The organism is Streptomyces sp. NPDC057616 (assembly GCF_042800575.1).
In the GTDB taxonomy this organism is placed as follows: domain Bacteria; phylum Actinomycetota; class Actinomycetes; order Streptomycetales; family Streptomycetaceae; genus Streptomyces.
In genome coordinates, this window is the sequence record NZ_JBHVGU010000007.1 from 183,155 (window position 1) to 195,862 (window position 12,708).

13 protein-coding genes are annotated in these 12,708 nt (G+C 72.5%); 7 read left to right on the forward strand and 6 right to left on the reverse strand.

The genetic code is table 11. The annotated features are described in order from the left end of the window. Nucleotides 1-65: 65 nt before the first annotated feature. Entirely contained in the window at nt 66-536 is a 471-nt protein-coding gene (locus tag ACFU97_RS11095) for an SRPBCC family protein (RefSeq protein ID WP_384253895.1), read from the forward strand. An 86-nt stretch (nt 537-622) separates the two neighbouring features. Here ACFU97_RS11095 and ACFU97_RS11100 read toward each other — a convergent pair whose 3' ends face one another. Beyond that, the gene (locus ACFU97_RS11100; RefSeq protein ID WP_384253898.1) at nt 623-1,747 is read right to left on the reverse strand and encodes a PLP-dependent cysteine synthase family protein; all 1,125 of its coding nucleotides are present in this window, start codon (nt 1,745-1,747) and stop codon (nt 623-625) included. Between the two features lie 350 nt (nt 1,748-2,097). On the opposite strand from ACFU97_RS11100, the gene ACFU97_RS11105 reads away from it, so the two are divergent. Both ACFU97_RS11105 and ACFU97_RS11110 read left to right on the forward strand, forming a co-directional pair. Then, a complete protein-coding gene (locus ACFU97_RS11105; protein ID WP_384253901.1) occupies nt 2,098-2,421 on the forward strand; it encodes a hypothetical protein in 324 nt (107 codons plus the stop codon). A 1,210-nt stretch (nt 2,422-3,631) separates the two neighbouring features. Continuing rightward, nucleotides 3,632-4,162, forward strand: a complete 531-nt coding sequence (locus ACFU97_RS11110) for an ATP-binding protein (protein WP_384253905.1) — start codon at nt 3,632-3,634, stop codon at nt 4,160-4,162. A 44-nt stretch (nt 4,163-4,206) separates the two neighbouring features. Here the strand turns inward: ACFU97_RS11110 and ACFU97_RS11115 are convergent, their stop codons facing one another. From ACFU97_RS11115 to ACFU97_RS11125, 3 genes are read right to left on the reverse strand one after another with little or no spacing between them, the layout of a single operon-like run. Continuing rightward, the gene (locus ACFU97_RS11115) at nt 4,207-6,768 is read right to left on the reverse strand and encodes an ABC transporter permease (protein ID WP_384253908.1); all 2,562 of its coding nucleotides are present in this window, start codon (nt 6,766-6,768) and stop codon (nt 4,207-4,209) included. After that, nucleotides 6,765-7,514, reverse strand: a complete 750-nt coding sequence (locus ACFU97_RS11120) for an ABC transporter ATP-binding protein (protein WP_384253911.1) — start codon at nt 7,512-7,514, stop codon at nt 6,765-6,767. Before ACFU97_RS11120 ends, ACFU97_RS11115 begins: the two co-directional genes overlap by 4 nt. After that, complete coding sequence (locus tag ACFU97_RS11125; RefSeq protein WP_384253914.1) at nt 7,511-7,801, reverse strand: SHOCT domain-containing protein; 291 nt, start codon at nt 7,799-7,801, stop codon at nt 7,511-7,513. The genes ACFU97_RS11120 and ACFU97_RS11125 overlap by 4 nt, the downstream gene beginning before the upstream one ends. 186 nt (nt 7,802-7,987) lie before the next feature. On the opposite strand from ACFU97_RS11125, the gene ACFU97_RS11130 reads away from it, so the two are divergent. The 4 genes from ACFU97_RS11130 to ACFU97_RS11145 are packed head-to-tail and all read left to right on the forward strand — an operon-like array spanning nt 7,988 to nt 10,573. Continuing rightward, nucleotides 7,988-8,611: a TetR/AcrR family transcriptional regulator gene (locus ACFU97_RS11130; RefSeq protein ID WP_384253917.1), complete on the forward strand. Its 624-nt coding sequence runs from the start codon at nt 7,988-7,990 to the stop codon at nt 8,609-8,611. 42 nt (nt 8,612-8,653) lie between these two features. Continuing rightward, complete coding sequence (locus ACFU97_RS11135) at nt 8,654-9,073, forward strand: cupin domain-containing protein (protein ID WP_384253920.1); 420 nt, start codon at nt 8,654-8,656, stop codon at nt 9,071-9,073. A 10-nt stretch (nt 9,074-9,083) separates the two neighbouring features. After that, a complete protein-coding gene (locus tag ACFU97_RS11140; RefSeq protein ID WP_384253922.1) occupies nt 9,084-9,668 on the forward strand; it encodes a DUF4865 family protein in 585 nt (194 codons plus the stop codon). Next, entirely contained in the window at nt 9,665-10,573 is a 909-nt protein-coding gene (locus ACFU97_RS11145) for a phosphotriesterase (protein WP_384253925.1), read from the forward strand. Before ACFU97_RS11140 ends, ACFU97_RS11145 begins: the two co-directional genes overlap by 4 nt. 25 nt (nt 10,574-10,598) lie before the next feature. Here ACFU97_RS11145 and ACFU97_RS11150 read toward each other — a convergent pair whose 3' ends face one another. Together ACFU97_RS11150 and ACFU97_RS11155 are read right to left on the reverse strand one after the other, a co-directional pair. Next, nucleotides 10,599-11,126 (reverse strand): SMI1/KNR4 family protein, encoded by a 528-nt coding sequence (locus tag ACFU97_RS11150; RefSeq protein WP_384253927.1) that lies wholly within the window; start codon nt 11,124-11,126, stop codon nt 10,599-10,601. 56 nt (nt 11,127-11,182) lie between these two features. Further along, on the reverse strand, nt 11,183-12,652 hold the full coding sequence (locus ACFU97_RS11155) for a ketol-acid reductoisomerase (protein WP_384253929.1): 1,470 nt from the start codon (nt 12,650-12,652) through the stop codon (nt 11,183-11,185). Nucleotides 12,653-12,708 lie beyond the last annotated feature (56 nt).

A 12,708-nucleotide genomic window follows, 5' to 3' on the forward strand; every position in this document is an offset into this window, starting at 1 on the left:
ACGGGTCGTCAATTACGGTGAGGACGCCCTGTCAACCACCCTTCTCCGCCCGGGGGTTCGTGCCCATGGCTCGCCGTCTGCGCCCCGTCGGGATCGACTTCGTCGAGACCGCGCCCGTACGTCTGGTCTTCACCCGGGACGTCGCGGCCCCGCCGGAGGCGGTGTTCCGTGCGCTGGCCGAGGACGTGCCGGGCTGGGCGCAGTGGTTCACGGCGGTCACGCAGGCCCGGCCGCTCGACGACGGCGCCCGGCGCGAGGTGCGCCTCAAGGGCGGCACACGCTTCGAGGAGACGGTGCTCGCGGCGAAGGAGGCGGAGCTGTACGCCTACCGCGTCGACGAGACCAACGCGCCGGGCATGCGGGCCCTGGCCGAGGAGTGGCGCCTCACTCCGGCCGGCACCGGCACGCGCGTGCGCTGGACGTTCGCCGCCGACGGGCCGGCGCCGTTCCGTCTCGTCCTGAAGGCGGCCCGTGCGGGCCTGGGGCGGTCCTTCCGGGGCGCGATGGCCGGATTGGACCGGCACATCGCCGCCTAGCGGCCCCGGCCCCGGCGTCGCGGCCGCGGGCCGCCAGCCGGGTCAGTCGGGCCAGCGGGTCAGTCGGGCCAGACGGGCCAGACGGGTCAGTCGGGCCAGACGCCGGTCTCGAGCAGGGACCGGATCGCGGCCGTGTACGGCTCGATGTCCAGGCCCTGCCCGGCGAGCCAGGCGTCCGAGTAGTACTTGTCCAGGTACCGGTCGCCCGGGTCGCACAGCAGCGTCACCACGCTCCCCTGCCGCCCCTGCGCCACCATCTCGGCGACGATCTTCAGCGCGCTCCACAGCCCGGTGCCCGTGGAGCCGCCCGCCTTGCGGCCGATGGCCCGCTCCAGGGCCCGTACGGCGGCGACGCTCGCCGCGTCGGGAACCTTCATCATCCGGTCGACGGCGCCCGGCACGAAGCTCGGTTCCATCCGGGGCCGGCCGATGCCCTCGATCCGGGAGCCGCAGTCGCACGTGACGTCCGGATCGCCGGTGGTCCAGCCCTCGAAGAAGCAGGAGTTCTCGGGATCGGCCACACAGATACGGGTGTCGCGCTGGGTGTAGTGGACGTAGCGCGCGATGGTCGCCGAGGTGCCGCCGGTGCCGGCCGTCGCCACGATCCACGCGGGTTCGGGGAACCGCTCGAGTTCCAGCTGGCGGAAGATGGACTCGGCGATGTTGTTGTTGCCGCGCCAGTCCGTGGCCCGTTCCGCGTAGGTGAACTGGTCCATGTAGTGGCCGCCGCTCTCCACCGCCAGGCGGGCCGACTCCTCGTACATCCTGCGTGAGTCGTCCACGAAGTGGCACTGCCCGCCGTGGAACTCGATCAGGCGGATCTTCTCGGCGCTCGTCGTGCGCGGCATGACGGCGATGAAGGGCACGCCGATCAGCCCCGCGAAGTACGCCTCGGAGACGGCCGTCGAGCCGCTGGACGCCTCGATCACCGGACGGCCCGGCCGGATCCAGCCGTTGCACAGGCCGTAGAGGAAGAGGGAGCGGGCGAGGCGGTGCTTGAGGCTGCCGGTGGGGTGTGTCGACTCGTCCTTGAGGTACAGGTCGATCCCCCACTTCTCGGGCAGCGGGAAGCGCAGGAGGTGGGTGTCGGCCGAGCGGTTGGCATCGGCCTGGACCTTGCGGACGGCCTCTTTCAGCCAGTCGCGGTAGGCCGCGTCGCTGTGGTCGACGTCGAGGGTCTCGCCGGACCGGGTCTGCTGGGGGGTGCTCACGACGGGTGCTCCTTACGCTGGGCGCCGACGGCGCGTCGCGCGGCCGACGCCTCGATCATAAGCACCTTCCACACGCTTCTCACCTGCATAAACGCACCTTTGAGCGCCTCAAAGAACCACCTGGAGTGCAGGGCCGGCGGGCGTGGGGGGCGCATTCGCGCGAGTGCTCCGTGCGCTTCGTCCGAGCGAGGCGTGCGTACTGGTGCTCGACGCCGGGTGCGTGCAGACTGCACCGCGGGTGCGGGCAAACCGCACCGAACGGGGCCGCACACTGGGCCTCGACACGAGCTGGATCTTGACCCGCGCAGGCACACGGTCCAGCGCCCGGACGCGCACAAGGGGGCGGCGGCATGGCGGAGCCGGAGTTCACGGCCACGGGGGTGCGGATCGGCAAACGGCTGCGTTCGCTCACCCGGGCCGGGCAGGTCCGGATCAGCGACGGCAGGCTCGCGTTGCTCACCAGTTACGGCACCGAGATCGACAGTGCGCCGGTGCAGGCGGTGCGCGCCTCCAAACCCTGGTTCGCCCCGGAGGACCGGGCGCTCGCGGACCTCAACGGCAAGCGATATCTACTGACCCTGGGCGACCACGACCCGGCCCCCGGCGAGGTCGGTCCCCCTGCGGCCCGCCGCTTCATCGAGGCGGTACGGAAGGCGGCGGGGCGGGGCGGTTGAGGGGGCTTCGGGGTTTTGGGCGGGGACTACGGTTTGGGTCTTGGCCGGGGGGCTACGGCTCGGGGTCTTGGCGGGACCACGGCTCGGGGTCTTGGCCGGGGACCACGGCTCGGGTCCTCGGCTGGGACGGCGGCTCGGGTCCTCGGCTGGGACGGCGGCTCGGGGTTCTTGGTTCGGGACCTCGGTCCGCGGACTCGGCCGGGAGCGCGGCTCCTGGCTCAGGGCCACGGCACGCGGGTTCGGCTGGGATCGTGGCTCGGGCTTCCTGGCTCACGACCACGGCACACGGGCTCGGCATCGACCGTGGCTCGAGGTTCTTGGTTCGGGACAACAGCCCGGTGCCTTGGTCCGGGACCACAGCCCGGGACCTTGGTCCGAGACCACAGCCCGGGGCCTTGGTTCGGGACCACAGCCCGGGATCTGGTTCGAGACCCCGAACTCGGTGCCTCGGCTGGGACCTCGACCCGGGGCCTTGGTCCGGGACCGCGACTCGAGATCAGGGCTCAGACCGCAGGGCCGCGGTTCGGGACGTGGGCCTGGACCGCGAGACCGCGGCTCGGGGCCACGACCGGCGCCCTTGTCTCAGACCGACGGGACTCGGCTCGGGACCTGGGCCTGGACCGCGAGACCTTGGAGCGGGGCTCACGATTCGGGCCCTGGGACCAAACCGGGGCCTTGGCTCAGGGTCACGGGCCGGCACCCCGGACTCGGTACCACGACCCGAAACCTGCGTTCGGTACCACGGCCCGGGGCCACGGGTCGAACCACAACCGCGGGTCGCGACTCCGACCAGGGCCCGGGGCCACGGGTCGAACCACAACCGCGGGCCACGGCTCGAACCACAGCCCGAGGCCGCGACCCGGAACCACGCCTCAGGGCCACGACTCGCGACCATGGCTCGCGACCATGGCTCGGGACCATGGCTCGGGACCACGGCCCAGGGCCACGACTCGGGACCGCCACTCAAGACCGCCACTCAAGACCACCGCTCAAGACCACCGCTCGGCCCGCGGCAGCGGATCGGGTTGGGCGACGGCGAGTTGCGGTACCGCGCCCCCTGCGTCACTCTGGTCTCACGTCACTCTGGGTTTACCGGCGATAACGCTGCGAACCAGCCGCCGGGCACGACAGCAGGCAGCCGTTCCACTCAGGCCCTGCTGGATCCGTCTTCCGTGTTCTTCCGGACCTCTTCAGTCGGGGAGTCGCAGCCGTGATCACTCACCCAAGCAGGCACTGCACGGTAGAGCTGCAAGCCCTGCCGTCGCGGATCGGCCAGGTCCGCAGAATCGTCTCTGCGCAGTTGCGCTACTGGCATATGGACTCGCTCATCGACCGGGCCGCGCTCGGTGTGACGGAGCTGCTGACCAACGTCCACCTGCATGCCCAGCCCGACAAGCTGTGCACCGTGGAGATAGAACTGCTGCTGGACCGGCTCATGGTCTCGGTACGCGACCACGACCCACGCCTGCCCGAGGTCCGGGACGTGGAGACGTCCGCCACCACCGGGCGCGGGCTCGCCATGGTGGCCGCGGTCAGCGAGAGCTGGGGCGTGCGCCCGGACGGCGAGTCGGGCAAGGTCGTCTGGTTCACGCTGCCCACCGCCCCGGCGCCGGTCGCCCCGCCGGCCCGCCCGCAGCGCCGCACGGCCGAGAAGCCTGCTCGCCGCTTCGTCGAGGTCGAGCACGCCGTCGACGCCCACAGGTCCGCACATGCTCCCGCCCGGTCCGCCGTTGCCGGCTGACCGGGCGGTGACCGTACCCTCAACCCCCGCCAGGCCGACGGCAGTCACTCCGTCGCGATGGCGCGCAACACGTCCAGGCGTGCCGCCCGCCGCGCCGGGCGCCAGCCCGCGAGGGCGCCTGCTACGAGGCCCACCAGGGCCACGATCACGAGCTGAACGGGCGGGATCGCGAAGGCGAAGGCGCTGTCGCTCGCGCCGTCCGAGGCCTTCACCAGGACCCAGCCGAGGAAGGCACCGAGGCCGAGGCCGCCGGCCGTGCCGAAGGCGGCGACGAGCACCGACTCCCAGCGGACCATGGCCCGCAGCTGAGCACGGGTCTGGCCGACCGCCCTGAGCAGGCCCAGTTCGCGGGTGCGCTCGTGGATCGCCAGGGTCAGGGTGTTGGCGATGCCCAGCAGGGCGATGAGCACCGCGAGGGCGAGCAGGGCGTAGACCAGGGTGAGCATCATGTCGATGCCGCCGGCCGAGGACTGCGCGTAGTCGTCGCGGGTCTGCACCTCGGGGCTGCCGTAGTGCACGGCGACCTTCTGCACGGCCGCCTTGCCCGCGTCCGTGCTCACGCCGTCCTTGAAGGAGACGGCGACGAGGGTGTCGGAGTCCTGGGTGCGGTGCGGGGCCCAGGCGGCGCGGGTGATGACGTAGTCGCCGGCGAGTTCGGACTGGCCGTAGACCGCGCGGACGGTGAAGGTCTGCTTCTTGCCGTCGGTGAAGGTGAGTTGGGCCTTGCCGCCGGTGGTGAGGTGCTGCTTGTCGGCCTCCGCCTTGGTGACGGCGATACCGTCGGAGCCGAGGTCGCGCAGGGAGCCGTCGACCGTGCCCAGGTCGAAGGTGCGCTCCAGCGCGACGGGGTCGGTGACGGTCAACGCCCGCCCCTTGCCGTCCACTTGGGCGACTCCGCGGCCCAGTCCTACGGCCGTGTCGACCTCGGGGAGCTGCTGGATCGCGTCGGCGAGGCGCGGGCTCAGGCCGCTGCCGCCCGCGCCGAACGACGGCGTGCTGACGGCGACGTCACCGGCGAAGGACCGGGACACGGTCTGGTCCATGGTGGCCTTCAGCGAGGCACCGAAGACGGTGAACAACGAGACGACCGCGACTCCGATCATCAGGGCGCTCGCTGTGGCGGCGGTCCGCTTGGGGCTGCGCAGGGCGTTGCGCCGGGCCAGGCCGCCGGTCACGCCGCGGAGTTTGTCGAGGGGGCCGCCGAGGACGCGTACGGCCGTGTTCGAGGCGACCGGTCCGAGGACCACGAACGACGCCAGGGCGAGCACGGCGCCAAGTCCCGCCATCCACAGGGACGGTGACACGAGGACTCCGCCGAGGGTGGTGGCGACGGCCAGGGCGCCGAGGCCCATGCCGGTGACCGCACGGGTGCGGGAGGCGCCGGAGGCGTCGACGGCCGTCTCGCGCAGCGCAGCCAGCGGAGCGGTGCGGCCGGCGCGTGCGGCGGGCATCAGCGCGGAGCCGAGGCAGACCACGATGCCGACCACGAGCGGCAGCACCATGGACAGGGCGCCGATCACCAAGTTGCCGTCGGGGAAGGGGAATCCGATCGCCGGGAACAGCGCCTGCAGTCCCGCGGCGATGCCGATGCCGCCCGCCAGACCGGCCACGGAGGCCGTCACGGCGACGACGGTGGCCTCGGCCAGAGTGGTGGCGGTGACCTGGCGGCGAGAGGCCCCCAGAGCCCGCAACAGGGCGTTCTCGCGGGTGCGTTGGGCGACGACGATCGCGAAGGTGTTGTGGATGGAGAACGTCGCGACCAGCAGGGCGATGCCGGAGAACACCAGCAGGAAGGTGGTGAAGATGGTCAGGAACTGGCTGGAGATCATGTCGGTGTTCTCCTGCGCCGACTGCTGACCGGTGATGGCCTCGACTCCCTTGGGCAGCACGGGAGTCAGCCGGTCGACGAGCGCCTTCTCGCTGACGCCGGGTCCGGCCCGCACCTTGATGCTCGCCGCCTCGCCGGGCCGTGCGGTCAGGTACTTCTCGGCGTCCGCGCGGGTCATGCCGGTGAAGGTCACCTGCGCCATGCCGTCCTCGCCGCCGAAGGTCGCGAGGCCGACGACGGTCACCTTGACCGGGTCCGGGGTGCGCAGCGTCGTCGTGTCGCCGATCCTCAGGTCGCCCTTCTTCGCCGCGCCGCGGTTGACGACGACCTCGCCGGACTTCCGCGGGGCGCGGCCCTCGGCGAGCTGGTACGGGTTGAGCTTGGAGTCGGTGATCCAGTTGCCTGCGAGGGTGGGCGGGCCCTGGCCGCCGATGGGCTTGCCGTTCTTGCCGACGAGCTGGCCGGCGCCCTCGATGTCGGGTGCGGCCGCCGCCACGCCCGGCACGTTCTCGAGGGTGCTCACCAGGCCGGTGGGCACGGGCTGGCGCACGCCCTGGCTCTCGCCGGGCGTGGTGATGGCGTCGGCGCTGCGCACCACGGCGTCCGTGCCGCTGGTCGCGCTGCCGAACATCGAGTCGAAGCTGGCGCGCAGCGTGTCGCCCATGACGAGGGTGCCGGCGAGGAAGGCGACGCCGAGGAACACGGCCAGGAAGGTCCCGGCGAAGCGCCGCTTGTGGGCGCGCAGGGAGGACACGCTCAGGCGTACGGCGGCGTTCATGACGGCACCTCGAAGGCTTTCATGCGGTCCAGGACCGTGTCGGCGGTCGGGGATTCCATACGGTCGACCAGGCGTCCGTCGGCGAGGAAGACGACCTCGTCGGCGTGGGCCGCGGCCACGGGGTCGTGCGTGACCATGACGACCGTGCGGGAGGTCTGGCGCACGGCGCGGCCGAGCAGGCCGAGCACCTCCCCGCCGGAGCGGGAGTCGAGGTTGCCGGTGGGCTCGTCGGCGAAGACGACGTCCGGCCGTCCGGCGAACGCCCGTGCCACGGCGACGCGTTGCTGCTGGCCGCCGGAGAGTTCGGTGGGCCGGTGGTGCAGCCGGTCGCGCAGGCCGACGACGTCGATCAGCGCGTCGATCCACTCCGGGTCGCCCTTCCCGCCGGCCAGGTCCAGCGGCAGCGTGATGTTCTCGGCAACCGTCAGCGTGGGCACCAGGTTGAACGCCTGGAAGACGAAGCCGACGCGGTCGCGGCGCAGCAGGGTCAGGCGGCGGTCGTCGAGGCCGCCGAGCTCGGTGTCGCCGACGAAGGCGGCGCCCGAGGTGAGCGTGTCGAGGCCGGCCGCGCAGTGCATCAGGGTGGACTTGCCGGAGCCCGAGGGCCCCATGATCGCGGTGAAGCGGCCGACCGGGAAGTCGACGCTCACCCCGTCCAGGGCCCTCACCTCGGTGTCGCCGCGGCCGTAGACCTTCACGGCGTCGACGACCCGGGCGGCCGTGCGGATCGCGGTCGTGGTGGTCACGCCGCACCGCCCTTCGTACGGCCGAACTGCTCGTCCAGGACGGACAGCCGGCGCCAGTACTCGTCCTCGTCGATCTCGCCGGCGGCGAAGCGGCGGCCGAGCACGGCGATGGGTGAGTCGCCGGTGGGGCGAGCGTCCGCCATCGCCCGCCACGGGCCTCCGCGCCCGCGCCACACCGTGCGGCGCAGCAGCGTCACGACGCCGACCACGACGGCCGCCCAGATCAGCGGGAAGAAGAGGATCCAGGGGCCGGGGCCGCCGCCGTGCCAGTTCGCGAGTGTCTGCATCTCGAGTCATCTCCCAGAGTGGGTCTTCCGGTGCTCCGGTCCTCCGGTGCTCCGGTGATGACTCGAGGCTCCCGCCGTGGAGGGGTCCGGGTCGTCGTACGGCCAGCGGCACTGCGCGTACCTCCCCGGGAGTACGCGGGGCCCGCTCCCCTGCTCCTCAGGGCCTCGACTTCTGTAACTACTAGTATGTACAGTACCCTCGTGAGCACTTCGGAGAGCGCGTCGGAGCGGTTGATCGAGTCCACGCGTGAGCTGCTGTGGGAGCGCGGCTACGTGGGCACCAGCCCCAAGGCCATCCTGGAGCGCTCGGGCGCGGGCCAGGGCAGCATGTACCACCACTTCAAGGGAAAGCCGGATCTCGCGCTGGCCGCGATCCGGCGGACGGCCGAGGAGTTGCGGGCTACCGCCGAGGGAGTACTGGGCGGTCCGGGGACGCCGTACGAGCGCATCCAGGCGTATCTGCTGCGTGAGCGCGACGTGCTGCGCGGCTGCCCGGTCGGGCGGCTGACGATGGATCCAGAGGTGATCGCCAGCGACGAGCTCCGGGCACCGGTCGACGAGACGCTCGACGCCATCCGGGAGTTGATCGCCGGCATCGTCGAAGAGGGCAAGGAGCAGGGGCAGTTCGCGTCCTCGCTGGACGGTGAGGAGATCGCCGCGACCGTCCTCGCGACCGTGCAGGGCGGTTACGTCCTCGCCCGCGCCTCCGGCTCGCCCACGGCCTTCGACGCCGGCGTCCGGGGCCTGTTGTCCCTTCTCGCCCCCCGGCAGAACTCGCCTGCCCGCGCCGTGCCTTCGTCACCGCGCTGACTCGCCCCCGCTTCGCCCCGTCCACGAGAGGAGCGCACGCACGTGCACATCACAAGGAATCGACCCGACACCCGGCAGGGACCGGAGGAGAACTTCACCGGTTCGGTGTGGCTCGACGAGATCGCGGCCCCCGCCGCGCCGTCCCGGCTGCGCATGTTCAACGTCCACTTCACCCCCGGAGCGCACACCGCCTGGCATCGCCATCCGCACGGCCAGGTGCTGCACGTGCTGGAGGGCGAAGGGCTGGTGCAGCGCAAAGGCGGTGCCGTGGAGGCGATCCGCGCGGGCGACACGGTGTGGATCGAGCCGGACGAGTGGCACTGGCACGGCGCCGGGCCGCGCACCTTCATGACGCATCTCGCGGTCGTCGAGGCCGCCGAGGACGGCACCACCACGGAGTGGGACGCGCATGTCGCCCGCGAGGAGTACGCCGCGGGCGCCTCGCCGGACACCCCCGCCTGAGGAGGCATCGATGCACGCCATGCAGTACGAGCTGACCCTGCCCGCCGACTACGACATGGGCATCGTCCGCGGCCGCGTAGCCCGCATCGGGCACCTGCTCGACGACTGGGACGGCCTCGGCTTCAAGACCTACCTGCTGCGCGAGCGCGGAGTGAACGGCTCGCCGGTCAACCAGTACGCGCCCTTCTACCTCTGGAACACCATGGCGGGCATGAACGCCTTCCTGTGGGGCGGCGCCTTCCAGGGGCTCAGCAACGACTTCGGGCGCCCCTCGGTCCGCCAGTGGAGCGGTCTCGCCTACGAGGAGGGCGGCGCTGCGGGATCGGCGGCGCGGTATGCCGTCCGGCGGCGTCAACCCGTCCCGGACGGCGCGGAGTTGGCCGAGCTGACGACGGAGGCGGTGGCCGAGGTCGCGCGGCTGGCCGGGGAGGACGGAGCCATACTGGCGGCCGCCGCCGTGGACACGAGTCGCTGGGAGCTCGTGCACTTCTCGCTCTGGGAACACGACACGCCCAAGGCCGACGGGGACGTCTTCGAGGTGCTGCACCTGTCGGCGCCGGGACGTGACCGCCTGCCGCGAGGGAGGCAGTGGTGAGCGGCGTCCGTACGGTGCTGGGCGACATCCGGCCCGAGGAGCTGGGCGTGTGCGACGCGCACGACCATCTCTTCATCAGCAGCCCGCAGTTGCCCGGTCAGGAGCTGAACGACGCCCGCGCCGCGCGGGCCGAGCTGGAGGCGTTCGCTTCGGCCGGCGGGGCGGCCGTCGCGCAGTGGACGCCGTACGGGATGGTGCGGCGGGCCGCCGACCTGCCCGCGCTGTCGCGGGATACCGGTGTGCACGTGGTGTGCGCGACCGGACTCCACCAGGCGGCCCACTACGCACCGGAGTCGCTCAAGGAGGTGCGTGGCCGTCTCGCCGAGGTGTTCGTCTCCGAACTCACCGAGGGGATCGGCACGTCGGGCGTCCGCGCCGGGCTCGTGAAGGTCGCGGGCGGCTTCCACGCCCTGGACGCGCACGCCCGCTGGACGATGACCGCCGCGGCCGAGGCCCACCACGCGACGGGTGCGCCGATCGCCGTCCACCTGGAGATGGGCACGGGCGCCCTCGACGTACTGGACCTGCTGTGCGGCGAGTTGGGTGTGCCTCCGCAGCACGTGATCCTCGGCCACCTCAACCGCTCCCCCGACTTCACGGTGCAGCGCCAGGCCGCCGAGGCCGGCTGCTGGCTGGCCTTCGACGGGCCGTCGCGCGCCCATCACGCCACCGACTGGCGCATGCCGGACGCCGTACGGGCCCTGGCGGAGGCCGGGTTCGGGCACCGGCTGCTGCTCGGCGGCGACACCGTCGTCGCCGCGGCGCGATCGGTCGACGGCGGGCCCGGGATGCCGTATCTGCTGCGGCGTGTGCGGCCGCGGCTGGAGGCCGCGCTGGGCACGGAGGCGGTGGTCCGCATCCTCGCCGAAAATCCCGGCCGGGCCTTCGCCGTGGACTGGCGCTGACAAGTACGGCCCGGACCGGGCGGGTTCAGCGGCAGAGGGCGTCGATGTCGTCCGAGAAGGCGGGGAACTCGGCCTGGGCCTCGGCGACGATCTCACGGGCGGTCCGGCGCGGTGTGGTCGCGTGCCGCTCGGCGAGTGCGGCGAGGGCGGGGTCCGGGCGCCCCTCGAACTGCGCGAACTCGACCACCTCCAGCGGCCCCACGCCGTCGGCCAGCACCCACAGGAAGTCGGAGAGGTTCCCGGCCACCACTCCGCGCTCGCCCTCCGAGCCCAGGAACACCACGGGCTGCTCGGCCGGCGGACGGCCCGGCCGCACCTGCCAGAGGGCGGCGTGGCCGCCGCTGCCGTCCTGGCCGAAGACCAGGTAGGCGGCACCGTCGAGGTCGTGGTTGCCCGTCCAGTGGCGCAGCCAGTCGGTGGTCTCCTCGGCGGGGCCGAAGGCGCCGTACGGCTCGAAGTCGACGCCCTCGCCGTCGTCGTAGTCGAACTCCACCTCGGCCACGTCGGCCAGGGCGGGCGGGAAGCGGCGGTCCTCGCCGGTCGTCTCGATCATGCCCGCAGGCTAACCGCCGCCACTGACAGCGCCCCTGGGGCCTGTTGCCGACGCCTCTAGGAGACCGCGATGTCCACGGACGGGCGCAGTTTCGCCGCCGCGGCCAGGGCCTCGTGGACGGGGTGGGCGTCGAAGGCCGCCAGCAGGTCCCGGTCCGCAGGTCGCTCGGCGGCCGGGTAGGCGATCTGCTCGTATGCCGCCTGGAAGCGGGGGCCCCAGCGGCGGGTGCCGAGGCGGGCCGTGCGGGAGCAGTTGTCGACCATGTGGGCGACGTTGCGCGCGTGCATGTAGGGCAGCAGCGAGTCGACCGCCTCGATGACGGACTCGTTGACGATCTCCGACCAGGGGTGGCCGCGTTCGGCGAACTCGTCGATCTGGGCGGTCATGGTGGCGACGAAGACACCCGCGGTGAACGGGTCGACGGGCAGCTCGCGTTCGCCGCGCCGGGCGTGCACCTCGTCGCTGACCGACCACATGGGTGAGCCGCCGATCCTGCTCATCGGGCGGCTGCCGAGCCGCTGTTCGGCGAGGATCACGCTGCGCAGCTCGGTGCCGTCGGCGACCTCGTCGTAGATCTCGGCGACGATCTCCCGGGCGGGGCCGTACGTCGCGGTGTAGGCGCGGTCGAAGACGTCGCGGCCGGCCGGGGCCAACTCCTCGCGCACGGTGCGCAGTCCGTTGCCCGAGATGGTCCGGGCGATCGGTCCGGTGATGTTCTCGCAGGCCCGCTCGTAGGCGGTGACGGCGTCGTCGCCCGCGAGGCGGGCGCGGGTGAACAGGCTCTCGACGATGCCGTGCACCGCGCCGAGCAGGATGGCGCGTTCGCCGACGATGTCGGAGAGGTACTCGCTGTCGAGCGTGGTGCGGAAGGTGTACGGCGATCCGAGCGCGACCGACCAGCCGAGCGCGAGGTCGGTGGCGCGGCCGTCGGGGTCGGCGTGGACGGCGTAACTGCTGTTGATCCCGGCGCCGTTGCTCTCCGCGCCCTGCTGGTACAGGCGCCGCACGGAGTCGCCCATGCCCTTGGGGCAGACGGCGATCACCCCGTGCCCGGGCGGGAACTGCCCGCCCGCCTCCCGGAGATGGCCGAGCAGGAAGCCGTGCGAGAGGCCGATCACGGCGCCTGGCCTGAGCGCGGCGAAGATCTCCTGGTGGTGGGCGGCGAGGGCCGCGTCGGCGATCAGCAGGATCAGGAGGTCGCTGCCGGCCGCGACGGCGAGCCAGTCGCCGAGCGTGCCGTCCTCCTCCGTGAAGCCGTGGGCCCGTGCGTCGGCGGCCGACGCGGACCTGGGGCGCAGTCCGACGGTCACCCGGATGTCCGTGCCGGCCAGCGAGTCGCGCAGGTTCAGGGCCTGGGCGCGGCCCTGCGGGCCCCAGCCGAGGACGCCGATGCGGCGGACACCGTCGAAGGCCCGCGGCAGCAGCGGGAAAAGATGCCGGCCGCCGCGCAGGATGGTCTCGGTGCCGCCGGGCACGTCCATCGTCTCGAGCGAGAAGACGCGGGAGCTGTTCGTGGTGGAGGTCATGGTCGAGTTGTAGGCTCGCGGGGAACGTTGCAGCAAGCGCAACCTGTGCACCGGAG